26 protein-coding genes and 1 pseudogene are annotated in these 26485 nt (G+C 68.9%); 15 read left to right on the top strand and 12 right to left on the bottom strand.

The window, feature by feature from the left end; translation table 11 throughout:
• Positions 1 to 9: 9 nt before the first annotated feature.
• The 3 genes from K1T34_RS48405 to K1T34_RS54990 all read left to right on the top strand — a co-directional run bounded on the left by K1T34_RS48405 (position 10) and on the right by K1T34_RS54990 (position 2426).
• Positions 10 to 1335, top strand: a complete 1326-nt coding sequence (locus tag K1T34_RS48405; protein WP_220241512.1) for an MBL fold metallo-hydrolase — start codon at positions 10 to 12, stop codon at positions 1333 to 1335.
• Positions 1336 to 1440: 105 nt separating this feature from the next.
• Positions 1441 to 2214, top strand: coding sequence for a hypothetical protein (locus K1T34_RS48400; RefSeq protein ID WP_360586688.1), 774 nt, complete (start codon positions 1441 to 1443; stop codon positions 2212 to 2214).
• Positions 2196 to 2426: a hypothetical protein gene (locus K1T34_RS54990; RefSeq protein ID WP_360586686.1), complete on the top strand. Its 231-nt coding sequence runs from the start codon at positions 2196 to 2198 to the stop codon at positions 2424 to 2426. Before K1T34_RS48400 ends, K1T34_RS54990 begins: the two co-directional genes overlap by 19 nt.
• 8 nt (positions 2427 to 2434) lie before the next feature.
• Here K1T34_RS54990 and K1T34_RS48395 read toward each other — a convergent pair whose 3' ends face one another.
• Positions 2435 to 2857: an HPP family protein gene (locus K1T34_RS48395; protein ID WP_220241511.1), complete on the bottom strand. Its 423-nt coding sequence runs from the start codon at positions 2855 to 2857 to the stop codon at positions 2435 to 2437.
• Positions 2858 to 3067: 210 nt separating this feature from the next.
• On the opposite strand from K1T34_RS48395, the gene K1T34_RS48390 reads away from it, so the two are divergent.
• From K1T34_RS48390 to K1T34_RS48380, 3 genes are all read left to right on the top strand, one after another.
• Positions 3068 to 3667 (top strand): hypothetical protein, encoded by a 600-nt coding sequence (locus tag K1T34_RS48390; RefSeq protein WP_220241510.1) that lies wholly within the window; start codon positions 3068 to 3070, stop codon positions 3665 to 3667.
• Positions 3668 to 3795: 128 nt separating this feature from the next.
• Entirely contained in the window at positions 3796 to 4440 is a 645-nt protein-coding gene (locus tag K1T34_RS48385) for a helix-turn-helix domain-containing protein (protein WP_220241509.1), read from the top strand.
• Positions 4441 to 4736: 296 nt separating this feature from the next.
• Positions 4737 to 6368 (top strand): MFS transporter, encoded by a 1632-nt coding sequence (locus K1T34_RS48380; RefSeq protein WP_255638103.1) that lies wholly within the window; start codon positions 4737 to 4739, stop codon positions 6366 to 6368.
• Positions 6369 to 6554: 186 nt separating this feature from the next.
• Here the strand turns inward: K1T34_RS48380 and K1T34_RS48375 are convergent, their stop codons facing one another.
• The 3 genes from K1T34_RS48375 to K1T34_RS48365 form a co-directional block, all read right to left on the bottom strand.
• Positions 6555 to 7574, bottom strand: coding sequence for an NAD(P)H nitroreductase (locus K1T34_RS48375; RefSeq protein WP_220241507.1), 1020 nt, complete (start codon positions 7572 to 7574; stop codon positions 6555 to 6557).
• A 402-nt stretch (positions 7575 to 7976) separates the two neighbouring features.
• Entirely contained in the window at positions 7977 to 8246 is a 270-nt protein-coding gene (locus tag K1T34_RS48370) for an SHOCT domain-containing protein (protein WP_220241506.1), read from the bottom strand.
• A 265-nt stretch (positions 8247 to 8511) separates the two neighbouring features.
• Positions 8512 to 10911, bottom strand: coding sequence for a cation-translocating P-type ATPase (locus tag K1T34_RS48365; protein ID WP_220241505.1), 2400 nt, complete (start codon positions 10909 to 10911; stop codon positions 8512 to 8514).
• A gap of 369 nt (positions 10912 to 11280) precedes the next feature.
• Here K1T34_RS48365 and K1T34_RS48360 point away from each other — a divergent pair, with 369 nt between their 5' ends.
• On the top strand, positions 11281 to 11706 hold the full coding sequence (locus K1T34_RS48360; protein WP_220241504.1) for a hypothetical protein: 426 nt from the start codon (positions 11281 to 11283) through the stop codon (positions 11704 to 11706).
• A gap of 63 nt (positions 11707 to 11769) precedes the next feature.
• Here the strand turns inward: K1T34_RS48360 and K1T34_RS54225 are convergent, their stop codons facing one another.
• Positions 11770 to 11901: a hypothetical protein gene (locus K1T34_RS54225; RefSeq protein ID WP_255638102.1), complete on the bottom strand. Its 132-nt coding sequence runs from the start codon at positions 11899 to 11901 to the stop codon at positions 11770 to 11772.
• 276 nt (positions 11902 to 12177) lie between these two features.
• Here K1T34_RS54225 and K1T34_RS54220 point away from each other — a divergent pair.
• The 3 genes and pseudogenes from K1T34_RS54220 to K1T34_RS48340 all read left to right on the top strand — a co-directional run.
• A pseudogene (locus K1T34_RS54220) lies at positions 12178 to 12629 on the top strand (transposase); the annotation flags it as partial.
• A 966-nt stretch (positions 12630 to 13595) separates the two neighbouring features.
• Entirely contained in the window at positions 13596 to 13859 is a 264-nt protein-coding gene (locus tag K1T34_RS48345) for a metal-sensitive transcriptional regulator (RefSeq protein WP_220241501.1), read from the top strand.
• A 134-nt stretch (positions 13860 to 13993) separates the two neighbouring features.
• Entirely contained in the window at positions 13994 to 14146 is a 153-nt protein-coding gene (locus K1T34_RS48340) for a hypothetical protein (protein WP_220241500.1), read from the top strand.
• A 750-nt stretch (positions 14147 to 14896) separates the two neighbouring features.
• On the opposite strand, the gene K1T34_RS48335 is transcribed toward K1T34_RS48340, so the two are convergent.
• On the bottom strand, positions 14897 to 15058 hold the full coding sequence (locus tag K1T34_RS48335; protein ID WP_220241499.1) for a hypothetical protein: 162 nt from the start codon (positions 15056 to 15058) through the stop codon (positions 14897 to 14899).
• 240 nt (positions 15059 to 15298) lie between these two features.
• On the opposite strand from K1T34_RS48335, the gene K1T34_RS48330 reads away from it, so the two are divergent.
• The gene (locus tag K1T34_RS48330) at positions 15299 to 16657 is read left to right on the top strand and encodes a rhodanese-like domain-containing protein (protein ID WP_220241498.1); all 1359 of its coding nucleotides are present in this window, start codon (positions 15299 to 15301) and stop codon (positions 16655 to 16657) included.
• 10 nt (positions 16658 to 16667) lie between these two features.
• Positions 16668 to 17462 (top strand): sulfite exporter TauE/SafE family protein, encoded by a 795-nt coding sequence (locus K1T34_RS48325; RefSeq protein WP_220241497.1) that lies wholly within the window; start codon positions 16668 to 16670, stop codon positions 17460 to 17462.
• Positions 17463 to 17565: 103 nt separating this feature from the next.
• Here K1T34_RS48325 and K1T34_RS48320 read toward each other — a convergent pair whose 3' ends face one another.
• Together K1T34_RS48320 and K1T34_RS48315 are read right to left on the bottom strand one after the other, a co-directional pair.
• A complete protein-coding gene (locus K1T34_RS48320) occupies positions 17566 to 17838 on the bottom strand; it encodes an SHOCT domain-containing protein (RefSeq protein WP_220241496.1) in 273 nt (90 codons plus the stop codon).
• 255 nt (positions 17839 to 18093) lie between these two features.
• Positions 18094 to 18486 carry a hypothetical protein gene (locus K1T34_RS48315; protein WP_370643562.1) on the bottom strand — a complete coding sequence of 131 codons (393 nt, stop codon included), beginning with the start codon at positions 18484 to 18486 and terminating at the stop codon, positions 18094 to 18096.
• Between the two features lie 130 nt (positions 18487 to 18616).
• Here K1T34_RS48315 and K1T34_RS48310 point away from each other — a divergent pair, with 130 nt between their 5' ends.
• The 3 genes from K1T34_RS48310 (at position 18617) to K1T34_RS48300 (ending at position 22377) form a co-directional block, all read left to right on the top strand.
• On the top strand, positions 18617 to 18910 hold the full coding sequence (locus tag K1T34_RS48310) for an SHOCT domain-containing protein (RefSeq protein ID WP_255638101.1): 294 nt from the start codon (positions 18617 to 18619) through the stop codon (positions 18908 to 18910).
• A gap of 158 nt (positions 18911 to 19068) precedes the next feature.
• Positions 19069 to 20376 (top strand): multicopper oxidase family protein, encoded by a 1308-nt coding sequence (locus K1T34_RS48305; RefSeq protein ID WP_255638100.1) that lies wholly within the window; start codon positions 19069 to 19071, stop codon positions 20374 to 20376.
• 1095 nt (positions 20377 to 21471) lie between these two features.
• On the top strand, positions 21472 to 22377 hold the full coding sequence (locus K1T34_RS48300; protein ID WP_220241494.1) for a universal stress protein: 906 nt from the start codon (positions 21472 to 21474) through the stop codon (positions 22375 to 22377).
• Between the two features lie 334 nt (positions 22378 to 22711).
• Here K1T34_RS48300 and K1T34_RS48295 read toward each other — a convergent pair whose 3' ends face one another.
• The 4 genes from K1T34_RS48295 to K1T34_RS48280 all read right to left on the bottom strand — a co-directional run bounded on the left by K1T34_RS48295 (position 22712) and on the right by K1T34_RS48280 (position 26471).
• Positions 22712 to 23086, bottom strand: a complete 375-nt coding sequence (locus K1T34_RS48295; protein ID WP_220241493.1) for a hypothetical protein — start codon at positions 23084 to 23086, stop codon at positions 22712 to 22714.
• Positions 23065 to 23415, bottom strand: coding sequence for a hypothetical protein (locus tag K1T34_RS48290; RefSeq protein ID WP_220241492.1), 351 nt, complete (start codon positions 23413 to 23415; stop codon positions 23065 to 23067). Before K1T34_RS48290 ends, K1T34_RS48295 begins: the two co-directional genes overlap by 22 nt.
• Positions 23416 to 23784: 369 nt before the next feature.
• Positions 23785 to 25089 (bottom strand): MFS transporter, encoded by a 1305-nt coding sequence (locus K1T34_RS48285; RefSeq protein WP_370643560.1) that lies wholly within the window; start codon positions 25087 to 25089, stop codon positions 23785 to 23787.
• Between the two features lie 8 nt (positions 25090 to 25097).
• A complete protein-coding gene (locus tag K1T34_RS48280; protein WP_220241490.1) occupies positions 25098 to 26471 on the bottom strand; it encodes a rhodanese-like domain-containing protein in 1374 nt (457 codons plus the stop codon).
• Positions 26472 to 26485: the final 14 nt, after the last annotated feature.

The following is a 26485-nucleotide window of genomic DNA, read 5'->3' as shown; positions in this document are numbered from 1 at the left end:
GGTGGTGCGATGGTGCCCACCGGTTGCAGATTCCTCGTCGACTCGCCAGGCGGTGGCATCCTGGTGGGCTGCGGCGCTTTCGACGACACGGCCGCTCTGTCCCGCCGGAACTGGTCACCCGCGCCGCGTGAGCTGCACGAAGCCGGCACGATCGTGCTGCCCGACGCCTCTCCGGAGGACTGCGGGTTCTTGCCTGCGCTCGTAGCGGAGGGCTGGCGCGGAGAGGTTTTCGCGACTCCGGAGACCGCCGAGCTGGTTCCGATCGCCCTCGCCGACACCGCACGGCTGCAGGCCGAGGAAGCGGTGCACGCCAATGCGACCGGATGGTCGGGCCATCATCCCGCGGTCGCGCCGTTCGGGGAGTCCGACGTCGAACGCGCCGTGGAGTTGCTGCGGCCCGCCGAGATCGGCACGTCCCTCGACCTCGGTCTCGGCAGCACGCTTGAGCTGGGTGCCGCAGGCCGGCGGCTCGGCGCGGCCTGGGTCCGCGTGTCGTCGGATGCGTGGAGTGTGGTCTTCAGCGGGGTCCTGGGTGGCGCCCGCCATCCATTGCTCACGCCTCCGCAGCCGCGGCCGGAGTGCGCCACGCTCGTGCTCGATGCGCCTCAGTCCGGCGGCGACAGGGGGTACGACGAGTCTCGGTTCGCCGCCGCGGTGCACCGGGCGATCCACAGGGGTGGCAGCGTTCTCGTGCCCGTTTCGGCAGTAGGACTGACCGAGGTGGTCCTCACGACTCTGGCGGACTTGATGGACGCGGGCGACATCCCGCGACTGAAGGTCGTGCTCGACAGTCCTGTCGGGCTGGACGCGGTGGAGGTCCACCGCCGGGCGCGCGCCGCCCGCCGGCCGGACGTGCGCCTCGACGCCACCGCGGAGGTGCGGCTGCCGGAAGGCCTGGTGGAGGTCCGCTCCGCCGAGGGCTTCGAGCCGGTGCCCGGGCCCGCCGTCGTCCTCGCCGGCACCGCGTCGGCGTCTTGCGGGCGGGTCCGGGGGCACCTGTCCAGGATGCTGCCGGACTCGCACAATGCTGTGGTGCTGGTGGGCCTGGCGCCGTCCGGGACCCCGGCCCACTGCCTCGCGGCAGGAGACCGGCAGGTGAAGATCCGCGGCCGTTACGTGCCGACCCGGGCTGAGATCACCCAGCTCGGCGCATTCGGGACGCGGGCGGACGAGAGTTCGCTCCTGGCGTGGGCGGCGGGTGCGGGAACGGCGCCGGAGACGGTCTACGTCGTGCAGGACGAAGCCGATCGGACGAGAAGGCTGGCGAAGGCTCTGCACGCGGAGTACGGGTGGTGCGCGGTGGTGCCTGCCGAAGGTGAGCGCGTTCTGCTGTGAGGGGCCTTAGGTCCTTCGGCCTCGTGACCGGTGCCCGTACGCCGGACCGATCGAGAAGACCAGCCTCGAAGGGTGTACCCAGTTCCTGTTCCTACGGAGACCACGATGGACCTCCAGCTTCCGACCGCGCTCGACCAGGCCGTCGCGGCGGCGGTGCGAGCGCCGTCGCCGCACAACACCCAGCCGTGGCAGTTCATCGTCGACGGTGACCGGATCGAGGTGTGGCTCGATCGAGACCGGGTGCTCGTGGTTGCGGACCCGGCGGCGCGGGAGGCGAGGCTGTCCTGCGGCGCCGCGTTGTTCAACCTGGTGATCACCCTCCGGCTCAACGGGCTCGCGGTACGGGTGCGGATCCTGCCGGACGTCGCTTCGCCCGGCCTTCTCGCCGTCGTCCGCCTCGACGGCGTCAGGCACGCCACGGAGCCCGATCGCAAGCTCGCCGGGGCGGTATTCCGCAGGCACACCAATCGGCGGCCATTCTTCGAGCAGGCGGTCCCGCCGTACGCGCGCGGCCGGTTGAAGTCGGCGGCGCTCGCCGAGGGCGGGCAGGTGGAGTTCTTGGACGCTTCACGACGTTACCCGCAGGTCGCCGCGCTGATTCGGCGAGCCGAAGCCGTGCAAGCCGACGACGCCGAGTTCCAGGCGGAATCGGCGCACTGGACGGGGCGCCCGGTGGAGAGCCCGGACGGCGTACCGGTGATCGCCTTCGGGCCGCCGCCAAACTTCCCTGGCGTCGTGTGGCACCGCGCGTCGCACATGAACCAGGCCATCCCGCCGCGGGAGTTCGAGCAGGATCCCCTGCTCGCCGCGGTGCTTACCCGGGACCACGGCGCGACGCCGAGGTCCGTGCCGGCACGGTCATGCAGCGCGTCCTGCTGACAGCGACGGTCGAAGGTCTCGCCACTTCGTTCCTGTCGCAGCCGTTCGAGGTCCGCAGCATCCGCAGTCCGCTACTGGAGATCTTCGACGGGTTGGGCCAGGTGCATGCCCTGCTGCGAATCGGGTACGGCCAGCCAACCCGGATGACGGCTCGGCGCCCGGTCGCCGAGGTGACGACACACCGAGCGCACTCGGACGTTCCCGCCGTCTGACCGTCCGATCAGGACGGACGGCTCGCAGCCAGCGCCCCCAGCACGTCCTGGAAGGTCACCATGCCGATCACATGGCCGAGCTCGATCACCGGCAGAGAGCGTATCCCGCTGTCGGCCATGCGGTGGGCGAGCTCAGTGACATCGAGATCGGGTGCGGCGCCTTTGCCCGGCGTGCGCATGACCGACGCGACCCTGTGCGCCTGCCGGTCCGTCATGACGCCGCTGTCGGGGTCGCTGACGGTCTCGTCGTCGCCGGGGCATCGGGCGCGGATGATGTCGGTCTCACAGATCAGGCCCAGCAGCCGGCCTCGCTGGTCGACGACGGGGAGCGTGGTGAACCCGTACTCGGTCATCAGCGAGACAGCCTCCGTCAGCGAGGCGGACGGTGTCACGCCGATCACCGGTGTGGTCATGATGTCGCGCGCTCGCATGGGAAGTCTCCGTTCATCGTTGCCTGGGTCGACCTTCGCTCGCCCCAGTGGGCGGCGCCAAGGGGCTTTGGTCCTCATCGGGCGGCCCCCGCCGCCGCACAGCGGGGACCGGCAGCCCGCGAGGCGGGGGCCGAACGCCCCTTCGGATCTCGCCACTACCGGAAGATGCTGTTGTGCAAGGAGTTCAGGGCGCAGCGGAGGGCAGAAGCCATGACCACGTCAGCGAACTGGCTAGTGCGGTTGTGCCACGTCATCGCTCCAGGGCACCGGTCGGTGGCCCGCTCCTCTGATCGGGCCGAGGCGGTCGTGCTCGTCCTGTGTGTCATCGCCGCCCTGGTCGCCGTGCCGTTTGCGGCCGCCGTGGGGTCGGAGCTGTACGCGCGGCAGACGGCGCAGTCGGCGGAGCAGCTCGCGACTCGGTACCCGGTGACCGCGACGCTGCTCGCCGACGGCCCGCCGCTCTCCGTCAGCGGGCGCAGCGGTGCGCTGGGCAGCCGCATGCCGACAGACGCGACGTGGCTGCTGGCCGATGGAAGCCGCCGGGTCGGCCGGCCCTATGCGAACGAGGGCACCCACCGAGGTGACACCTTCCGCATCTGGGTCGACCGATACGGCTCTCTCGTGGACCCGCCGTTGAGCCCAGCCGCCGTGGTCGTCAACGCGGCAGCCGGCGCCGTCGGGGTGTGGGTTGCCACCCTCCTGGCCCTTGCGCTGTGCTATGGCTCCGTGGTGTTCGGGCTGAACCGGCACCGATCCTCGCAATGGCAGCGTGAATGGCTCGCCGAGCAGTCGAAGCGGACCCAATCGTGAGTTTCGGCGAACAGAGGAGCGGAACCTGACCACGGTCAACCAAGGCGACATCGTCGTTCGTGCCGACGGCTAGGTCTAAAACTGACTGAGGTTGTTGACAGTCTTGGGCTCCTGTTTTAGGGAGGTCTGTGGCTGAGCGAGTGTGGAGTGAGAAGGACCTGGTCAGGCGCCCGAACCGGCGCCTGGCCGTCCTCCGTCACGCCGAAGAAGTCAGTGGCAACGTCGCGGCGACCTGCCGGTATTACGGCATCAGCCGGACGGTGTTCTACCGGTGGAAACGCCGCTACGAAGATGGGGGCATCGACGGCCTGAAAGACCGCTCGAGCGCCCCGCTGCATTGCCCGACGATCACTCATCCGCAGGTGGTCGAGAAGATCATCCACCTGCGGCAGCGCTACCACTTCGGCCCGCTGAAGATCGAGATGTACCTGCGTCGCTACCACGACCAGGAGATCGGTCACTCGACGATCTACCGCATCCTCAAACGCCTGGACATGAGCCGACTCCCCGCCTCCCAGCGCTACAAACGCCATCATCAACGCTGGAAGGGCTACGAGAAACAGCGCCCCAGCCACCAGCTCCAGTTCGATGTCAAGTTCGTAGAGCCGATCGCCACCGACACCGGCCGGAAGAACCGGTTCTACCAGTACACCGCGATCGACGACTGCACCCGCTTACGGATCCTGCGGATCTATCCCCGATCCGACCAGAAGAGCGCGATCCAGTTCCTGGACTACGTGCTGTCCCGGCTGCCGTTCCAAGCGGGCCTGTAAACACAGTTTCCGCTGGTCAGCATGACCAATGAGCTGCATCGGGCACTCGACCCCCGACCGCGGCCGTCGCGATCGTGCGGCCAATCGCGCAGTTCGTGACTGAGAACGCCGTGCCGAGCAACTGTCGATGATCGCGTGACCGCGCCGTGGTACGGCTTGTCATCCTGTCCAGGTGATGTAACCGGCGACCGGAGGCCGCCATCGTGGGGACGTTCCGGCGGCCGAGCCGGTGGCCTTGGAAAGGCGTCGTCGCGATCGGCCGGCGCCGACGTCGGCCGCACGAGGAGGCAGGTGCGTTGACCGAGCGGAAGACCAGGCGAGAGTCGCAAGCCGGCAGGTCTGTCCTGCTCACTTTGGCAACAGGGCAGTTCGTCATGGCCCTGGACACCACCGTGATGAACACCGCGATCGCGACCGTCGCCGAGGACCTTGGCACGACCGTCACAGGCATCCAGACGGCGATCACGCTCTACACGCTGGTGATGGCCTCGCTCATGATCACCGGCGGGAAGCTGGGCGAAATCCTCGGCCGCAAGCGCGCGTTCTCGATCGGCTGCGTCGTGTACGCGTGCGGGTCGCTGACCACAGCCCTGGCGCCGAACCTCGTCGTGCTCATCATCGGCTGGTCGTTCCTGGAAGGCCTGGGAGCGGTGCTCATCATGCCGGCGATCGTGGCGCTCGTGGCGTCGAACTTCGGCAAACCCGAGCGTCCCAGGGCCTACGGTCTGGTCGCGGCGGCGGGCGCTATCGCCGCCGCGCTGGGCCCGGTGATCGGCGGCGCGTTCACGACCTACGCGTCGTGGCGCTGGGTCTTCGCCGGCGAGGTGCTGATCGTGCTGGTGATCCTGGTCCTGGCCAGGCGCGTGAACGACACGCCGGCCGAAGAAGGGACCAGGCTCGACCTCGGCGGCACTGCGATGTCCGCGTTGGGGCTCGGGATGATCGTGCTCGGTGTCCTGGTCTCCGGCAGCTGGGGTTTCATCCAGCCGAAGCCCGGCGCCCCGACGTGGCTCGGACTTTCGCCGGGGATCTGGCTTGTGCTCGCGGGCGGCGTGATGTCCGCGGTCTTCCTCGCGTGGGAGAAGCGGCGTGTCACGCGGCACGAGGGCGCGCTCGTCGACCCGGCGCTGCTGGGTGTCCGCCAGCTGCGCAGCGGTGTCGGCTCGTTCCTGTTCATGTTCCTCGTGCAGGCAGGCCTCTTCTTCATCATCCCGCTGTACCTGTCCGTCGCGCTCGGGCTGTCGGCGGTGGAGACCGGCATCCGGCTGCTGCCCCTGTCGCTGACGCTGCTGCTGTTCGCGGTGGGCATCCCGAAGCTGCGGCCCGACGCCTCGCCGCGACGGGTCGTCAGGCTCGGGTTCTTGGCCGTCTTCGCGGGCATCGTGCTCCTCGTTGTGCTGCTCGACGTCAGTTCCGAGCCCCAGATCATCACCTGGCCGCTGCTGCTTGCCGGTGCGGGCCTGGGCGCGCTTGCGTCACAGCTGGGCAGCGTCACGGTGTCGTCCGTGCGCGACGAGATGAGCGGCGAGGTGGGCGGCCTGCAGAACACCGGAACCCAGCTCGGCGCGTCGATCGGCACCGCGCTGGCAGGCGCTGTCGTGATCTCCGCTCTGACCGCGTCCTTCTTCACCGGTATTCAGGGCAACCCGGACGTGCCTGCCGATCTCGCCGCGCAGGCGCAGACGCAGCTGTCCAGCGGGGTGCCGTTCCTGTCCGACGACCAGCTGAGAGTCGCCCTGGACAAGGCGGACGTCCCTCCGGCGACGGCCGACGCGGTGGTGGCGACCAACGCCGAGAGCCGCATCGCGGGGCTGCGGGCGGCACTAGCAGTGCTGGCGATGCTCACGCTGCTGGCACTCGCCGTCACCGGCGACATACCCAGGGAACAGCCCGGTGCTCGCCCGAAACCGAACCCTCCGCAGGAGTAGCGCAATCTCGTCCGACAGAGCTGTCACCCGCCGCGGGCATGCCGAGTTCGTCCCCTGGCCGCTGTCGCGGCCGACGCGATGCCCGCCCAGGACGCCCAACCTGATGCGGGTAGTGGTGGCACGAACCCTGTCCGACCATGCGCGCGGACTCCCACACCACATCGATCGGTACTCGCCTCGGTCGAGTCAGCACCACGGATAGCCGGCGCGGTCCGGCAAGTCGGTGGCGTCGAGCGGTGTCAGCACGTCGTCGAGGTCGCGGCGCGGGGTCGCGGGCAGCGGGTCGGCGTTGACCGGCGCCCAGCCGATGCGCAGCACCATCTGGGGAAAGGTGCCACCGGAGACTTTTTCCTCGACGGTGCGGCGGACATCGGGGATCTCCAGTGGTTCGGTCAAGGGGCAGCTGGCGAGGCCGAAGCTTGTCGCGGACAGCAGCACGGCGCTCGTCGCCTCGCCGGCACGCAGCCGCGACATGCGGTCGTCGGACGCGGTGCTCAGGACGAGCAGCACCGTCTCGGCGTCCTCGCCGCTGGCCGGTGCCTCGGCGAGGTCGGGATCGGCGAAGTGGCGCGACGGGAGTGTGCCTGGGGTGTCGTCGGGTGGTGGTGTGCTGCGCGAGGGGACACCGTCGGGCGCGGCGCGGCGCCCGCTCCACGCTGCCAGCTCCGTCCGGTAGGCAGGGTCGTTGAGATGCTGCCTCGAGGCCTTCTGGATTGCGACGGCCAGGTAGTAACGCTCGGCGTCTTCGGCGGTGCGCAGGACGACGCCTTCCTCTGCCGCTGCGGCGGAGAGTGTTTCGAGATGCCCGCGGGGGACCGACCATGAGCTGTGTCGGCGGCGGTCGGTGCGGCGCCGCGGGATCGCGGCGGCGAGCGCGATCTCGTCCGGAGACGGTTCGTGTCGGTGCAGCTCGATTACTGCGAGGTGGTTCGGCTCGGCCGGATTGGGGAGGCGGTGCACGTCGGCGCGCCAGCCTAGAGCCGCGAAGCCGACGCGTGCGTGGTGCAACGCGGCTCCGCAGCTGATGAGGAGGTCGCGGCCGTCGGGGTCGGTCTGGGCCAGGTGCCGGGACGGGTCAGCGTAGAGGTGGAGCGAGCGGTCGCCGACTGCCCAGCGCCAGGGCTGAGAATTGTGCACCGACGGTGCGCGGACGGCCATGGCTACCGCGGTCTTGACGGTGAAGTCGTCCGGGAGTCCACGGTCCATGGTGAGCCTGCCTGGTCGTTTCGTGCGGTGGTCGCCTCGACCCTGTCACCCGGACGGCGTGGGAATGCAGGGTCGGAATCCCCCGGTGGGAGGGACTTTCGCCGGTCTTGCCTCAGGAAGGTGAGCGCGTGTGTGCCAGGGACTGCTCCGGAGTGGCGGCGGTGACGACCGGGAACGCGTCGGGCCGTGAGGCTGGCTTCCGGGACGAACGGTGCGGCGCACGTTTGCCTACCTGGCCCGGGGGCGTCGGAGTGGTGGCAGCGGCCGCATTCGGCCCGCCGCACTGCGCGGCGGGTGAGGATGTCAACGCTCGAGAAATGATGGCCCAGCGGACGTTCTGCCGCATCTTGCGCAGGGTGTCCGCCCGACCGGACTGCGGTATTCGCTGGAGTGCCGACGAGATCAAGACCCGCCGGATGTGGAGTGGCGGACCTGACGCAGCGTCTCGAGGTCACACCGGTAGGCCTGCTCGTCGATCTCGTCGCGAGCAAACCGTTCGGCCAGTAGCTGTTCCGAGTTCGACCGTTCACGGTCTCCGCGGCCGGGCCAGCAGCTGAGGACGCGGACCAGCGCCACGACCGCGACGATCACCAGCACCCAGAACAGCACGGTGTCGACGGCCATGAGCACGACGCCCCAGCCGCCCATTCCGTAGCTGCCCCAGTACATCATTGTTGAGTCCCATCAGTTCTCGATCTGGAACGTCGTTCAGACCCGGGCCCGACCACTATGGCTCGGGCCGCTGACACCTCGCCCACGATGCCGCCGGCGAGGAAGCGCCGCGATGGCCGCCCGCGGCGGCTTGGGACGTTCCTGTCGGTGCTCACCGCCAGCTCCTCTTCTCAGGAGACTTCCAGCGTGCGCGGAGTCTTATCTGGGTGCGATGGGCCAACGTCTCGCCTCTCATGGCACAAGGTCCTCTTCGCGCTGGCGCGGTTCATGTTGTGACGCTGTGGCGCCGCTCCGAGCTGGTCGGCCGGGGTTCCGTGGGCGATCGTGTGGGTAGTCGTAGGGCTTTCAGCGCGAGTGCGTTGACGGCGACGATGAAGCTGGAGCCGGACATGGCCAGTGCGGCGATCTCCGGCCGCAGTACGAGGCCGAACGCGGGCTCGAACACGCCGGCGGCGATGGGCAGGGCGATGGTGTTGTAGCCGATGGCCCAGCCGAGGTTCTGCTGCATCTTGCGCAGGGTGCCCCGCCCGATGCGCAGGGCGGTGGGCACGTCCAGTGGGTCGGATCGCATCAGGACGACGTCGGCGGTGTCGATGGCGACGTCGGTGCCGGCGCCGATCGCGATGCCGACGTCGGCTTGCGCGAGGGCGGGTGCGTCGTTGACGCCGTCGCCGACCATGGCGACCTTGCGGCCGTTCGCTTGGAGCTCGGCGACCTTGGTTGCCTTGTCGCCGGGCAGGACCTCGGCGATGACCTTGTCGATTCCCAGTTGCCGGGCGATGCGATCGGCTGTGGCCTGGTTGTCGCCGGTGAGCATCACGACCTCGATCCCGAGGTCGTGCAGGGCCGCGACCGCGGCGGCGGAGGTGTCGCGGGGCGCGTCGGCGATGCCGATGACTCCGGCGGGGACTCCGTCGACGGCGGCGAGGACGGTGGTGTGGCCGCTGCCGGCGAGCTGCTCCCCGCGGCTGGCCAGAACCCCGGTGTCGATGCCTTCGCGTGCGAGCAGCCGCCCGTTGCCGACCACCACCCGGTGCCCGTCGACCCCGGCGATGGCGCCGTGCCCGGGCATGTTCTCGAACCGCTCGGCCCGCACCCGCGGGGTGCCGTTGCCCTCGGCGTGGCGCACGATGGCCTTGGCCAGGGGGTGTTCCGACTCGCGCTCCACCGCGGCCACGAGGCGCAGCAGCTCGTCCTCGCCGATCCCGGTCGCACCGTCGCCGGTGATCACGTCGGTGACTTCGGGTTCGCCCTTGGTCAGTGTGCCGGTCTTGTCCAGGACGACGACCTGGATGCGGGCGGTGGTCTCCAAGGCCATGGCGTTTTTGAACAGCACGCCCCGTTTGGCGCCCAGGCTGGTGCCGACCATGATCGCGGTCGGGGTGGCCAGGCCGAGGGCGTCGGGGCAGGTGATGACGACGACGGTGATGGCGAACAGGATCGCGACCGAGAACGCGCTGCCGGTCAGCAGCCACACGGCGAGCGTCGCGGCACCGCCCAGGAGGGCGACGAACACCAGCCAGAACGCCGCGCGGTCGGCCAGGCGCTGGCCGGGTGCCTTGGAGTTTTGGGCTTCCTGTACGAGTTTGACGATCTGTGCCAGCGCCGTGTCCGCGCCGACTTTGGTCGCGCGCACCCGCAGTGTGCCGGTGGTGTTGATGGTCGCCCCGACCACGGTTGAACCGGATGCCTTGTGCACCGGCAGGCTTTCGCCGGTGACCATCGACTCGTCGACCGCGCTCTCGCCCTCCTCCACGACACCGTCGACGGCGATCTTGGTTCCGGGGCGGACCAGTAGCAGGTCCCCGACCGCGACGTCGGCGCTGGCCACCTCAACCTCGTCCCCGTCGCGGAGCACGGTGGCTCTGGGCGGGGCGAGGTCGAGCAGAGTGCGGATGGCGTCGTTGGCGCCGCCGCGGGCACGCATCTCGAACCAGTGCCCCAGCAACACGAAGGCCGCGAGCACCGTGGCCGCTTCGTAGAACACCTCGCCGCCGCCGGTGATCGTCACGACCAGCGAATACAGCCAGCCCGCGCCGATCGCCACCGCGACGAGCACCATCATGTCCAGGGTGCGGGCCCGCAGTGCGCGCACGGCGCCGTCGAAGAAGATCCAGCACGAGTAGAACAGCACCGGCAGGCTCAGCAGCAGCGACCACACGTCCGGGCGCCACCCGAACGGCACCGGCAGGTGTAGCGCGAAGACCTCGGTGCCGATCGGCGACCACAGCACGATCGGGATGGAGAACACCAGCGCGACCAGGAACCGGTTGCGCATGTCGGCGGCCATGGCAGCCATCGACATCCCCGCGTGCCCACCGTGACCCATCGCCTCTGCTGGGGCGTGCTCTGCGTGTGCGGCCGACGGCGCCTGCGCGGCGGGCTCGGCGAGGGGATCGCAGAGGTGATGCGGCACGGACTGCCCGGCGCAGTGGTATCCGCAGTCGATCACCCATTGGCGCAGCGAGGCGACGGAGGCGAGCGCCGGGTCGAAAGTCACGGTCGCGGTCTGGGCGACCGGATTGGCTTCGACGTCGAGCACGCCGGGTTGCCGGCGCAATCGCGTGTCGACCACGTTCTGTTCGGACGCGCGCAAAAGTCCGCTGACATCCAGGACGACCGTCTCTGGAGCCTGTTGAACCGATTGTCCACTGTGGTGATGCATCGGATGGCCTCCCACCGTCATCGCCGACCGGGCGAGGCGGTCTTCGTACGGTCCACGGTTGTGGCTTTGCACGCTAGTTGTCACCAGGCGACCTCGGCGACGTCGGGGTTTGGGCGTTCGCGTGCGCGATAGTGGTCACCTGGTGTGCACGGTTTCTGTCATTGCCCACCACGCGCACCCCCACCGCAGTCTCCGCGCGGTGCGTAATCGGTGGCATGCAGGGAGTCGTGCCGGCAGAGTCCTCGAGCGGCCGACGCAGCTGCATCAGGGTCTTGGTGTGGAACACTGGGATTCCAAGGTCCTCAATCGCTTTAGCGCTCTGCCAGCCCCGGACCCCGGTCGGCTCCACCTGAACTGGGTTTGAAGGAGTTGGTCGTCGTGGTTGGAAGGTTGAATGGTGACCGGGTAGCCGGCGTATCCACCCATCACCGCCGCTCCGTTTGCCAAGTGTGTGGGCGAACCGATCCGCGCAAGCTGGTGCAAGCGCTCATCCCGGATTCCTCGGCGATCGATGAGTTGGAGTTGGGTGCAGATGGATACCGGTTGGTCACTGTCTGCTCTGACGATGAGCTGCACGCGCTGATCGCCCTTGGCCGCGCCACCTGGGTCGACGAACAGTTGTGGCTCGGCCGGCTCGGGCGGGCCAGCATCGCGCCCGGAATGAGGCGGGCAACGCTGCTTGCCGTCGCGCGCTGGGCTGGGCTGACTCATGAACAGCTTCGCCGCGTCGTGGCGTGGAACGCCACCAGGGTGGCCTCGACCGAGAGCTTGCCGGGCGGGCAGCTTCTGAGGTGACTGGCAAACGCCAGTGAGCGCCGACGCTGGTGACGGGTACCGCCCACAAGTGACAGACGGGGATCACAGCCGCAACGGTGCTGCGAAACGTCGCAGCGGCAGGCTGTTGCTGACCACGAACATCGACGAGAACGCCTGGCCCCACGACCGGGTCGCGGCCTGTATCGCGACCGGCACGGCCTCGCGGGTCGGCATCGAGGCGTCCACCGCCGACTTGGACCCACCAAGACGTGATCGTCCTGCGAGCTCCGGATGATGGGATTGTCTCCCACCAGCTTTCAGTGGCGGGTGTGACGCGCCTGATTCCGGCACATCGCGACAGCGAGTTGATCGGACCTGGTCACTGGGCGACCTGACTGGCACGTACTGATCAGCTCCTCGAGAGGACGACGAAGCTGCCTCGAGCGTCACAACCGAGTTGATTCGGAGGCGAAAATCCGACCTGACCTTGGCCAGATGAGTGCGATGGTCATGCTCGGCGCACCCCTTCGTACCGGACGACTTCGACCTCGTAGAGTGGCTGCGGCGGCGATGGTAGCCGAGGCCAAGGCGCGGGGGCTGGCGTTGACCGGCCCGGACGGTCTGCTGAAGCTGTTCACCAAGAACGTCCCGGAAACGGCGTTGAACGAGGAAATGACCGAGCACCTCGGTCACGAGAAAAACCAGGCCGACGCGCGCGGCCCCGGCCAACGTGCGCAACGGCACTCGGCCGAAGACCGTGATCCCGGACGCTGCCGGCGAGGCGTGGATTGAGGTATGGCGGGATCGGGAAAGCACGTTCGAGCCCCAGATCGTGAGTGAAAAAACGGCAGCGCCGGCTTACGGATGTGGACGAGGTCGTGCTGTTGTTCTATGCGAAAGGGACGACCACAGGGGAAATCTCCGCGCATTTCGGTGAGATCTACGAGGCGTCGGTGAGCAGGAGAGGCTCTCGCGGATCACCGCTCTTCGAATTGCGCAGGGGCTGACAGTCCGGTACCGGAGTCACTGCTTGCTTCCTCCGGAGGCTGTCACGCTTGAGCCCAACACCGTCCACGCTGGCAGGGAGACCAGCCTGCAGGAAAGATCGGCGGGCGTGCCGCCAGACCTGCAAGGGTCGTGCACGCCCTCACGGGTCTTAGTGGGATCGCCGACACGGTGCTCGATGGTGACCACGTGCCCATGGAACCGGTCGACGGGTGGACGGTCGGCATGCAGCGATTCACCGATTTCCTTCGGGACAACCCGAGCGGGAGGGAACTCAAGCGCCGCCGGACACACGCGAAGTTCATGGCGGACATCGGTGGCGAACTCGCGCAGGCCGCCTTCCACGCCAGGCGTCACGCCCGATCAGATGTCCGACTGCTGCCTCAACCGCAGCGAGGAGGACGTGTCGCACATCCTACGCTCGGCCTGTTCCGTCAAGTCCTCCACGAAAAGCTGGTAACTGGCACTGTGCGAACAACGATCTCCTCGACATGATGTACCTCACGGCCGCTGCTGGATACTGCGACCACGTCGTCGGTGAACGATCGCACTGCTCTGGACGAGCGCCTCGTGGAACGGGCTCGCCGCGCGGACGGCGACCACTGGCGACGCTTCCGGCGGCCGATCTCTGCGGAGACACTCCGGAAGCAGCTTGGGTTGGTGCGGCAACGTCGCGCCTTTAATGGTGCGGACCGTTTCGGATGTTCGCCGCTGTCTTCGAGCCGGCGGCGGCAGGTCCCCGCGGCATCCTGTTCGGGATGGTCGACACTGAAGCGCAGGTCGAGCTGGCACAGATGTCCGGCATTCGACGATCCCGACGCTGATGGCGGTTCGTGAGGGGACGTCGTGTTCTCGCAGTCGGGCGCACTGCCCGCGATCACGGTCGTGAGCAGGTACCCTGGGGGGTACCAGAGGAGGTTGGTGTGGAGCTGAACGGAGACGTGGTCGCGGACGTGCGCAAGCGGCTGCGGCGGGCACAGGGGCAGGTTGGGGGCGTGATCCAGATGATGGAGGACGGCCGGGACTGCCGGGACGTCATCATCCAGCTCGCCGCGGTCTCCCGGGCGCTGGACCGGGCCGGGTTCCGGCTGATCGCCAGCGGGCTGGAGCAGTGCCTGTCTGATGATTCGGAGCAGGGTGCCGCCGATCGTGAGCAGCTGGAAAAGTTGTTCCTGACCCTGGCGTAAGGGCGTAGGCGGCCGGGCGGGAGCAGGAAGCACCGCATGGCCTTGAAATCGTCGGGCAGCCCGCTCGGGCTGTTCGAGGTGCTCGGCGAGGACGTCCTCGCCGAGTCGGCGGGTGGACTCCTCCAGTGTGTGCGTTGACCTCGCCGCAGGTCTGTAACCTGCGGCGTGAACTCGTCCGGGCGGGCGTGCCGCCAGCGGCCGTGCTCGTCGAGCAGAGTGACGGCGTCGACCAGGCGGTCGCGGAGGGTATCAGGATGAAGTGGCAATTGAAGGTCAGCCGCGCGTAGCCCGGCTTGAACCCGTCGTAGCCGCGGGCGGGTTCGTCGTCGAGAAGTGACCTGGCGGGGTCGATGGTGAGCGGCCGGTTTCCGTAGGGGCCGGCGCAGAGCAGCCACCGAGGGCCTGGAAACCGAACAGGTCGTTAAGGCGGCGACCGCGAAGTTGTGGTGCAGCAAGAGCTGACCGGGCCGGATCCGCAACGACACGGTGGCCGTGCCAACCGATGGTCGCCGAGCATCTGGATTCGCGGACGCGCGACCGGCGTGCACGGCTGCCGCCACAGTCGTTCTTGCTGGGCCTGGATGGGACTGCGTCGACGGAGTCCTTGTGGACGAAGACGATGCCCGCGTGGATCGACTCCACGGTCGCAGGAGTGTCGTCTTCCTCGCGGGCGACCGGATCGTCGAGGTAGCAGTGTCCGTGCGGGCCGACGAAGGTCACGCTGCCGCCGCCCGGATCGGTCGGGACACGGTGGGTGTAGACGTCGCGCCGCACAACGAGGGCCCCGGGGGTCTGCGCGCCGCCGACAAACCTGTGCGGGGACAGGATGGGCGCGTCGTTGCAGTGCCCGCGGCCGGGCGCGCTTTCGGCCGCCCGGATCGGCCGTAGGAGACGTGCGGACAGCCGCATAGTCCCATAAGGACAGTGCGCCGTGCTGGTGCAGCAGTGCTGCGATCCCGGTCGGCGTCGGTGAGAATGCCGGTGACTTTGGACGTCGCGGAGAAGCTGCCGATCCGCGGCGATCCCCACCGAGGTGCTCAGTGGCGGCCGAACAGCCGCCACGGTTTCCGCCCCACCTGCTCGGCTGCGCAGGAGCAGCGCTCGGAGACGGGTACGTCGCCCAGCACCTGCTCGACGTGGTTGCCACAGCCGCGGTAGGACGGCTTCCCGCATTTCGAACAGGCGATCCTCTGGCACATCCGGTGTTCCTCCGTGGGTCTCGAGACCGTGCCCCGCAGATCACTATACCCCCCGGGGTACTAGGAAAGGGCGATCGATGGACCAAAGCCTCTGGAAGTTCGCCCGGGAATGCTGTGACGCTGCGGTTGTGAGAAGAAGTCGTCACGTGTCCGACTATGCCCCCGGGAGTATCTGGAGAAGTGGCGGCGAATGAGCTATCCTGGATTCAGATACCCCCTGGGGTATAAGGAGAAGACCCTATGATCGAGATCATCGCCATCGACACACCGAGCCTCGGTGACCGCAGCTACCTCGTCAGCGACGGCACCACGGCGTTCGTGGTCGACCCGCAGCGCGACATCGACCGGGTCCTGGACCTGGCCGGAGCGCGTGGGTTGCGGATCACGGACGTGTTCGAGACCCACATCCACAACGACTACGTGACCGGCGGGCTCGCCCTCGCCCGCGCCGCCGGCGCGGCCTACCACGTCAACGGCGCGGACCCAGTCTCGTTCGAGCGCACGCCCGTCGAGGACGGCGACGTGATCGACGTCGGAGCAGGCATGCGCGTGCGGGCTATGGCCACCCCGGGACACACCTTCACCCACCTCTCGTACGTGCTGGAGGCGCCGGGCCGGAGCCCGGCGGTGTTCACCGGCGGTTCGCTGCTCTACGGCTCCACGGGCCGCCCCGACCTGCTGGGCCCGGCTCACACCGGTGAGCTGGTGAAGCGGCAGTACGCGTCGGCGCACCGGCTGGCCGAGGTGCTGCCGGACGAGGTCGAGATTTATCCCACGCACGGCTTCGGCAGCTTCTGCTCCGCCTCGCAGTCCGAAGCCGATCGGTCGACGATCGGCCGGGAGAAGCAAGTCAACCCGGTGCTCACCCAGGACGAGCGAGCCTATGTCGACGAACTACTGGCGGGGCTGGACGCCTATCCGGCGTATTACGCGCACATGGCTCCGGCGAACTTGGCCGGCCCCGCTGCGCCCGACCTGACCGATCCGGCGACTGCGGATCCGGTGGAACTCCGTTCGCGCATCGAGGCGGGGGAGTGGGTAGTGGATCTGCGGTCGCGGACCGCGTTCGCCGCAGGGCACGTGGTGGGCACCCTGAACTTCGGCGCCGACGGCAGTTTCGCGACCTACTTGGGCTGGCTCATTCCCTGGGGCACCGCGCTGAGCCTGCTCGGCGACACGGCGGACCAGATCGGCGACGCGCAGCGCGAGCTGGCCCGGATCGGCATCGACCGCATCGAGGCGGCAGCTTCCGGCACCCCGGAAATGTGGTCGGGTGACGCGCCGCTGGGGTCGTTCCCCCGGGCGGAATTCGGCGAGCTGGCCTTGGTGCGCCACCACCGGCCGGTGACGGTCCTCGATGTCCGGCGCGACCTGGAATGGGCGCAGGACCACATCGACGGCGCCCTGCACATCCCGCTGCACGACCTGCTGGACCACCTCGGCGAAGTGCCGGCCGGAGAAGTGTGGGTGCACTGCCAGGCCGGCTATCGCGCGTCGATCGCGGCCTCGGTCCTCGCCGCGGCCGGACACCTGGTTGTCGCGGTGGACGACGGGTTCGACCGGGCGGCATCGGCCGGGCTGCGCATGGCGGCCGGCTGAGGCGGACTCCATGACGGTGCTGCTGACCGCGGTGTTCGGCCTGGTTGTCGGCGCGGCCCTGGGCGTGCTCGGCGCGGGCGGCTCCATCCTGGCGATCCCGGCCTTGGTCTACGGGGTCGGGTTGCCGCTCAGCTCGGCGATCCCGACGTCGCTGGTGGTCGTGGCCGTGTCCGCGGCGGGTGGCCTGGTGTCCCGCTGGCGGTCGAAGGTGATCCGCTGGCCCGTCGCGCTCGTCTTCGCCGTGGCGAGCGTCCCCGGCGCGTTCGCCGGCACGGCGCTGGGGAAGTTGATTCCGGACCGATGGCTGCTGGTCGCCTTCGCTGGTCTGATGACGATGGTTGGGGTGCGGATGCTCACCGCAGCCCCGGCGCCGGACGGCGCCTGCCGGACCAGTGGCGGCGGGGTGAACTGGCGCAGCTGTGTGCCCAAGGCTTTGACCGTCGGCGCGGTCGTCGGGCTGCTCACCGGCCTGTTCGGAGTCGGCGGCGGGTTCGTCATCATCCCCGCACTGACGATGCTGCTGGGGCTCACCGCGCCGGAGGCCGTCGCGACCTCGCTGGTCGTCATCGTGCTCACTTCGCTGAGCGGGCTGGCCGCCCACGCGACCACCCTGCCCGACCTCGACTACCGCGTCGCCTCGGTGTTCGCCACAGTCGCCCTGCTGGCGTCCGTGGCAGCCGGGCGCTTCGGCAACCGGCTTCCGGGACGAACGGTGCGGCGCATGTTTGCCTACCTGGTCCTGGCGGTGGCCGTCGGAGTGGTGGCAGCGGCCGTGTTCACCCCCGCCGCACTGCGCGGCGGGTGAGATGTCAACTGTCGAAAGATGACGGCCCAGCGGAGGTTCTGCCGCGTCTTGCGCAGGGTGCCCGCCCGACCGGACAGCGCAATCGCCGCCGGTGCCGACGAGATCAGGAGCCGCCGGACGTGGAGTGGCGGAGCTGACGCAGCGTCTCGAGGTCGCGCCGATAGGTCTGCTCGTCGATCTCGCCGCGCGCGAACCGCTCGGCCAGCACCTGTTCCGGGGTCGACCGTTCACCGTCACCGTCACCGGGGCCGGACCTGCGGCTGAGGACGCGGACCAGGGCGATGATCGCGACGATCACCAGCGCCCACAACACCAGGTTGCCGATGGTCATGAGCGCGAGGCCCCAGCCGCTCATTCCGTATCCGTCCCAGTACATCGTTGTTCTGTCCCATCACTTCTCGGTTTGGGAACGTCGCTCACCTTTGGGCCTGTCCTCGATGGCTCGGGCCATCATCAGCGCGCCCACCGGTGGGGAAATGCTGCGATGATCGCCTGCCGCTGGCGTTTCGGTTGGTGGTCATTCGCCAGCTCTCTTCTCAGGAGACTTCCAGCGTGCGCGGATCGTTGTCGGGATGCGATGGGCCAACGTCTCACCTCGCAGGGCACAAGGTCCTCTTCGCGCTGGCGCGGTTCATGTTGTGACGCTGTGGCGCCGCTCCGAGCTGGTCGGCCGGGGTTCCGTGGGCGATCGTGCGGGGAGTCGTAGGGCTTTCAGCGCGAGTGCGTTGACGGCGACGATGAGACTGGAGCCGGACATGGCCGGCGCGGCGATTTCGGGGCGTAGCACGAGACCGACGGCGGGGGCGAAGACGCCGGCCGCGATGGGGAGGGCGATGGTGTTGTAGCCGATGGCCCAGCCGAGGTTCTGGCGCATCTTGCGCAGGGCGGTGCGCACGGCGAGTGGGTCGGATCGCATCAGGACGACGTCGGCGGTGTCGATTGCGACGTCGGTGCCGGCGCCGATCGCGATGCCGACGTCGGCTTGGGCGAGGGCGGGTGCGGCGTTGACTCCGTCGCCGACCATGGCGACGTTGCGGCCGCCCGCTTGGAGCTCGGCGCCCGGTCGTCGGGGGACAGGTGGCCCCGAACTCGTCGGTGAAACACACGGGGTGCCGTGCGGGTACACAGAATGGACACTGGGAGCAGGGACATGTGTGGAGAGTCAGTCGCAGGCGCGCACCCTGATCAACGAAGAGGGGTCGCAGAGGATGGATGACTATCGCTGGATGACGGGCTGGTGGTGGGTTTGGCCTGTGTTGATCGTGGTCGGCCTGTCGGTTTTGGTTTATCTGGGGGTCCTGCTGTCGCGGGACAGGCTCAGCGGGTCCCGACGGGGAGGGGCTGACGGAGGTGCCGGCTACTCGGCGCGAGGTGTTCTCGACGAGCGCTACGCCCGGGGGGAGATCGACGAGGAGGAGTACCGACGCCGGAAGGCCGAGCTGCAGTGAGCAGGGAGCCGATCAGTCGTCGCCGCGCCGTCGGTTTGCTCGGGCTGGGTGCGGCGAGTGTCGCGGCCGGTGCTACCGGGTGGGCGATGGGGCTGGGGGCTGTCGGCGGGGACGGGGGCCTGTCACCCGGGGCGAGCGGGCAGCCTCTGGCTGAACCCGTGGAGTTGAGCAGCCGGGCCGGTGTTTTGCCGGTGCAGCTGACGGCAGCACCGGGAGTGCGTCTGGCTGGTCGTGACACCGCGGGGTTGGGGTTCAATGGCACGTCACCGGGCCCGACGCTGCGGGTGCGGCCGGGGGACCTGCTGCGCATCCGGCTGGTCAACCGGGTGGGTCAAGCGACCAACCTGCACACCCACGGCCTGCATGTCTCCCCGCAGGGCAACAGCGACAACCCGTTCCTGAGGATCGAATCGGGGACCAGTTTCGACTACGAGATTCGTGTTCCGGACGATCACCCGCCTGGGACGTTCTGGTACCACCCGCATCACCACGGCACCGTGGCTGATCAGATCTTCGCCGGTCTCGCCGGGGCGCTGCTGGTCGACGGCGGTCCTGCGCTTGCCACACGGGAGCGGGTCCTGCTGGTCACCGACACCACTTTGGACGCCGCGGGCCGGGTGGCGGCGGTGAGCGTCATGGGCAGGATGATGGGCCGCGAGGGCACGTTGGTGCTGGTCAACGGCCAGCATCAACCCGTCATCGCGGCCGCGGCCGGGGCCGTGCAACGGTGGCGGGTCATCAACGGCTGCACCTCCCGCGTACTGGCCCTGCGACTACAGGGCCACCAGCTCACCCAGGCGGCCTTCGATGGCCGATTCTTGCCGGCCCCCACAGCGCGGGATCTCGTGGTGCTGGCACCGGGCAACCGCGCCGATCTCCTCATCCAGCCCACCACACCCGGCCAGTACTCCCTGGTCAGCGACGCTTATGACCGGGGCAGCATCATGGGCGGCGGCTCGGTCACCAGCAGCCAGGTTGTCCTGGGCACCCTGGACGTCGCCGGGCCCGAGGCGGCGTCACCGACGCTGCCCGCCACACTGCCGGCCCCACCCATGCCGGCAGGCCCGATCGTGCGCCAGCGTCAACTCACCTTCGGCATGGGTGCGGGTATGGGTGGCATGGGCACGGGCGGAGAGATGATGAGCTTCACCATCGACGGGCGCAGGTACGATCCGACCCGGGATGATCAAACGATTCGACTCGGCACCACCGAAGACTGGACGGTCATCAACACCAGCCCCATGGTCCACCCGTTTCACCTGCACGTCTGGCCCATGCACGTCGTGGGCGACAGCACCGGCACGGCTCCGATCGGGAGACAACAAGATGTCGTCGTCGTTCCCGCCCGTGGCTGGGTGCGTCTGCGCATCGCATTCGCCGACTACCCCGGCCGCAGCGTCTACCACTGCCACATCCTCGACCACGAAGATGTCGGCATGATGGCCACCGCCCACGTCCAGAGCTAGCAACGAGGCGTGACCGGTGATCGCGACTACCCCGACCCGGCCCAACGCACCCGCGCGGAGGTTCTGGCTGGACATGGGCAAGCGCCTTTACCTGGACGCATGGGCGGCGTGAACACGCTTGGCCGTCGTGCGTGTGGTGGGGCGTCGGTTGTCAGCACACTCCTCGCTGCGCACGTTCGTTACGACGATCACACAAACCCGCTCTGCGTCTCTTCCGAAGTGGACGGTCACTTATCTCGGTTCTCGACATGGCCGTGCGCTGCAGGTCACATCCGACGACGGTGTTCTGATGGCGTCGGCCTCGGCCTGCAGGCGTACCCGATGTGCTCGCAGCGGTAGCGATGTCGGCGGCTTCCGTGTGGACGGTCTTCGACGTGCTCGTTTCACTTCGATCGTCAGATGTTGCCGCGTTCGGTGCGCCTGGCCACCCTCCCCGTCACGGACCGCTTGGCCGTTTGTTGCTCGGCTTCTGTGGGACCGGATTAGGGCGGGGATGTCACGTCGGGCAGGTCCGTCGTTCGGTCGCCGTTGCACGACGACTGGTGTCGAACGGCTGCCCCGGAGGGGTGCTCCTTTCGGCGTCGTAAGCCTGGCGTACGGAGGCTGGAGACGCCACGAACCTGCTCGCCTGCCGGGACCGATTTACTCGGGAGGCCAGCGAACCTAGCGAAAGGGTTGTCGGGCACGGTCCCCGTGTCGTTGTCAGCGTGGATGGCGCAGCCGGCGCGGCAGCAGCGTTTGCCGGACAGTCGCCGCCGTATCGCCGTCGGTGTCTCTGCTGACCGCACACCAACCGAACGCCTTGCCCACCGCGAAGAGCGCTGGATTGCCGATACGTGTCGTGCGTCAGGGCCATCGCCCCGCTGACCTGCGTGCCGCTCCCGCTGGTGTAAGCACCGCCGGGTTGGTGAGTACGTCGGCCAACGCCGATCGGCGCAGCAAGGACCCGGAGCCGAAAGACCCGCCGCGTATGGGCGTCGGTCCCTACTCGGAGCCGACGCCAGGCAGACATGCTCGGGGGAAGTCTGGTGACAGGCACAGAAGTCCGCGATGGCACGTCCGTCTCCCGTGGTGGTGTTCTTGACGACCGGGAGGATGATCAGGAAGGCGCTGGTCGTGAACGAAATCAGTCGGTCGGTTGTGGTCGGTGTGGATGGATCGCCCTCGGCCCGACACGCGGTGCGCTGGGCCGCACGTGAGGCCGCGTGCCGTCGTCTGATGCTGGTGATCGTGCACGTGTGCGCACTGGTGCCTGTCGCCGTGCCGCACGCGGTGGCACTGCGCCGATACCAGGTTGCGCTGGTGGAGCAGGGGCACCAGTGGCTTGCGGAAGCCGCTGGAGCAGCCCGGGAGTCAGCATCCGACGCGGCTGTGCACACCGACCTGACCGGCGGCTCGGCGGCCGATCAGTTGATCGGGCTGTCGGCCTCGGCAGAGCTGATGGTGCTCGGCTCACGAGGGCTGGGCGGATTCACCGGTCTGGTGGTCGGGTCGACCGCCGTAGCGGTCGCCACCCACGGGCACTGCCCGGTTGTGGTCGTACGAGGAGCTGATGCTCAAACCGAACCACGCCAGGACTCTCCGGTGGTGGTGGGCGTCGACGGAGCACCGAGCAGTCAGACGGCGATTCCCTTTGCCTTCCAGGCCGCGGCTACCCGGAACGCGCCCCTGGTGGCCGTGCACGCTGTGAACGACGTGCCCATCGCGGCCGTCTGGAAATCGGCGTCGGATCGGCAGACGGTTGAGCACCACGACTCAAGGCTGCTGAGCCAGTGGCTGGCCGAGCACCAGGAGAAGTATCCCGAGGTGCCGGTCGAGCAGGTCGTGGCGCGTGACCGTCCGGCTCACATCCTGCTTGATCACGCCAAGAGCGCGCAGTTGGTCGTGGTCGGGTCCCGCGGCCGCGGTGGGTTCCGAGGCCTGCTGCTGGGATCGACTGGCCAGGCCTTGATCTACCACGCGGCCTGCCCCGTGGCGGTCGTGCCATCACCGCGATCATGACCGCCCCCATCACGACGGGCCCGACAACCGCTGCGGGTTACGAGGAACGGCAGCACGGTGTGTCGGACTGCGTCGACTGCTGACCCCGCCGGTGCCGACATCGGCTGCCGGTCGCGGCCGGCCAGGGGCGGAGGTTTCCGGTCTCGGCTGCTGCGCGCGGCCGAGGGATTCTCTCGTGCGTGCGGTCCTCACCGGTGGCGCCGCGCCGCGGGGCCCGAAGCCCCGCTCGGCGAGCTCATCAACTACGACTTCGCCGACTCCCCGTCGATCATAAGGTTGGCCTGGCGGAACAGGTCCTTCCAGGTCGACGCCGTCACCGCCATCCCCGCTTCGGTCAACCAGAACGCGCGGGCACCAATCCGTCCGGGCCGTCGACGAGCAGACGCTGCCGCTCCGCGGGACCGAGATGCGCCAGCTTGATCCCGCGGACGCTGGAACCAGGCTCGATCGCCAGCGGAACGCGCGGGTTCTCGACGACCAGCGGGCGCCGGATGCGCCGGTAGCGACCCGCCGCAACGGCGTCGGCGACGACCTCGGCCCGGTCAATCTCGACGTAGGCGACCAAGTCGGTCACGATCGACGCCGGGACATAAACCCACCGGGACGAACCACCCTTCGCGATCGCCGGCGGCAGCCAGAACCGTTGATAGCCGCGAAACCCGCGTTCCAACGGCACCTCGAACAATGTCAGCGCCGTCTGCTCGGACAACCGCAGCCCGTGCGGACCATTAGATCGCAGAACGTGGCGTTGCGCCCCGATCGCCGGCCGAGAAACCCCGGGTCCGCCAACCCACCTGCGGTGTAGCCGCGCATCCCGACATCCCACCACTGCCGATAGGACACCGTCGGCAACTGCTCGACCTTCTCCCGGCCGGCGCCGTGGATGTAGGTCGCCGGAGACTCCGACACCTCCGCAGCAGGCGACCAGCCGCCCCCGGCATGCGCAGGCCGGGCCCGGCGTCGCTGCTGCGGAACCGGATTGACGCGAACATGCCCGGCGCGCACCTGCCAGCCGTAGAACCGGTCGACCGCCGCCACCTCTCGATCCCACGTCGCGCCACCCGACCCAGTCACCAGGCAAGTCAGCGACGAACGGCAACGGGGCCGCCGGCTCCGGAAGCTCAGCGACCACGCGGTGAACACACCAACCGGACACGACCATCGGCGCACGGCAACGACGGCCCCCGCGTAGAACCCGTCCTTGATCAAGCGGCGAGCGCGAACCACCCGTTTCGGTACTAAAGTGTCGCTGCAGGTCGTCAAGGTGTACGCCGTCTCGTGACGGGCTGGATCTGTTTCGCGGCTGGCCGGCGGCAACAAGCGACGCACGTCGGATGCACGGCTCGTGAGTGGTCGTGAGAGCAGGCATCTTTCCGATCGTGCCGATGTCGATCCGGGCGGGGACGGTCAGGACGTCGAGTTGTCCGGGCGGTTCGTCTTGGGCTGCTGGTCGGTTCCGGTTGGTGTCGTCGGGACGCCCCGCTCGATTGGAGGGCGTGGGTTGGTGATCCAGCGGGCGGCGAGCAGGCCGGATGCGGCGGTGAGGATGGCTGCGGCGATGACGGTAGTGTTGAGGCCGAGGGTGTCGGCGAGGATGCCGGCGAGCAGGGCACCGGCGGCGTAGCCGGTGTCGCGCCAGAAGCGGTAGGTGCCAAGTGCGTTGGCGCGCCAGGTGGGATGGGCGTGGTCCGAGATTGACGCGATGAGTGTCGGGTAGACCATCGCGGTGCCCAGGCCGAGCGCGATGGCGGAGACGATCCCTGCGAGCAGGGGATCGGCGAGCAGGGCGAGCGCGAGCACGAACCCGGCGGCCTGCACGAGCATGCCGGTGACGATGAAGGGTTTGCGGCCGATGCGGTCGGAAAGATGCCCGCTGGGGATCTGGCCAAGCCCCCACAACAGCGGATAGAGCCCTTTGATGAGGCCGACGGCGGCGAGGCCGAGTCCGTGCTGGGTGAACAGCAGCGGGAACACGCCCCAGGTGAGCCCGTCGTTGAGGTTGTTGACCAGGCCGGCCTGGCTGGCGCCGCGCAGGGACCGGTTCCGCCACGTGGTTCGGGCGAAGGTGGCGGCCAGGCCCGCGGATTGCGCACCCCCGGAGGGGGTGGGGTGGTGCGCCAGTTCCAGGGCGACGTGCGCGGCGGTGTCGCGCACGACGAGGGACAGGCCCAGTCCTGCGGCGACGAAGACGATCCCGATGAGCTCGGGGACAGGGCGAAGGCCATGGGTGGCGGCGAGGTAGCCGGTCAGCATGGCAACGCCGCCGACCGCGACGTAACCGGCGGCTTCGTTGAGGCCGGTGGCCAGTCCGCGGCGGGCCGGGCCGACGAGGTCGATCTTCATGTTGACGGTCATCGACCAGGTCAGTCCCTGGTTGAGGCCGAGCAGCACGTTGGCCGCGATGATCCAGCCCCAGGATGGCGCCCAGGCGAGGGCGAACGGTACGGGGATGCCGATCAGCCAGCCGGCGATCAGGAGCTGCCGGCGGGTGAATCGGGCGGTCAGGGCCCCGGCGGCGAGGTTGGTGAATGCCTTGGTCATGCCGAAGGCGATGATGAAGGAGAACACGGCGAGGTCGCTGGTCAGGCCGAAGGTCTCGGTGCCGATCAGGGGCACGGTGGTGCGTTCCAGCCCGACGAGGCCGCCGACGCAGACGTTGACGATGACGAGCAGGGTGAATTGGAGCCAGTTCTCGCGCAGGCCCAGCCGCACCGCTGTGGTCATGACGGCCCGGTCCCTCCGGTGAGGGTCAGGTCGTGGGCGCGGGTGTAGCCGCCGGGTCCGCCGTCGAGCACGGTGAGGTCGGTGCGGCCGGCGCGCTCGAGGAGGCTGGCGGCGGTCATGGCGCGTTCGCCGTGCCCGCAGGCCACGATGGCACCGGTGGGGACGTCGGCGGCGTGTGCGGTCAGGTCGCCGAGTTCGAGGTGGATCGCGCCCGGAACGTGGCCGGCGCGGTACTCCGGCGCCTGGCGGACGTCCACATAGGACCCTGCTGGGGCGCGGGTGGCGGTGGTGAAGGCAGTGCTGCGTACCTGGCCGCCCTCCCCGGTCCAGGCGGCGATGCCGCCCGCCAGGTGACCGGCCAGCCGTTCGTACCCGATTTTCGCGGACTGCCAGGCGATGTCGGCGGGGTCTTGGTCGGAGTTGAGAACGAACACCAGCGGGGTGGTGTCGGGTAGCAGCCAGCCCAGCCACGTCGCGAACTGCTCGCGCAACGGGATCGACACCGCGCGGGGGATGTGCGCGGCGGCGAAGTCGGCGGCCGGGCGGACATCGACGAGGGTGGCCCCGTCCGCGAGCAGCGCCCGCACTGTGGCAGGGCTGAGCGCGGGGATCGGTGGGGCGCCGGCCAGGATCGCCGGGCCGCGACGGTTGACTTCCGAGAGGCGGGTGAAGTACGCCGGGTACGTTCCGAGGCCGGCGAGCAGATCGTGGACGAACGCGTCCTCGTCCGGTGCCGTCAGCAGCGGATTGGCGCGCTTCTGGTCGCCGATGGTCGATGTGCGTTCGCTGCCCGGAGGGGCGGAGCAGAACGATCCCGCGCCGTGGGTGGGCCACACAGAAACGGTGTCGGGCAGAGTGATCAGCCGCTGCAGCGAGCGGTACTGGGCGCTGGCCAGCTCCTCGGTCCGCGCCGGGCCGAGGAGGTCCGTGCGGGCCGCTGAATTGACGATGAGAGAGCCGCCCGTGAACACGCCGAGCTCGCGTTTGCCGTCGAGCAGCAGGAACGACAGGTGCTCGTCGGTGTGGCCGGGGGTCGCCAGGGCCCGCAGTGTCAGGCCGCCGAGATCGACCTCGTCCCCATCAGCCAGTGGGGTGTGGTCGAAGAGGCGGCCTCCTGATGTGGAGGCGAGCACCGTGGCTCCGGTGTCGTGACCGAGCTGCACGGCACCGGAGAGGAAATCGGCGTGCAGGTGGGTGTCTGCGGCGAAGCCGACCCGCAGGCCACGCCGCCGGGCGGCGGTGTTCAGGGTCCGCAGATCCCGGGAGGCGTCGACGGCCAACGCGCGGCCGTCTCCCAGGTCCACCAGGTAGGCGCTGTTTCCGAGTCCTTCGTCGACCAGCGGGAGCAGGTGATCGTCGGTGAAGCTCACAACGTTCTCCAACC

Source organism: Amycolatopsis sp. DSM 110486 (assembly GCF_019468465.1).
Classification (GTDB): Bacteria; Actinomycetota; Actinomycetes; order Mycobacteriales; family Pseudonocardiaceae; genus Amycolatopsis.
The sequence above is the reverse complement of the archived record's forward strand: the minus strand, read 5'-3'. Positions and strand labels throughout refer to the sequence as shown.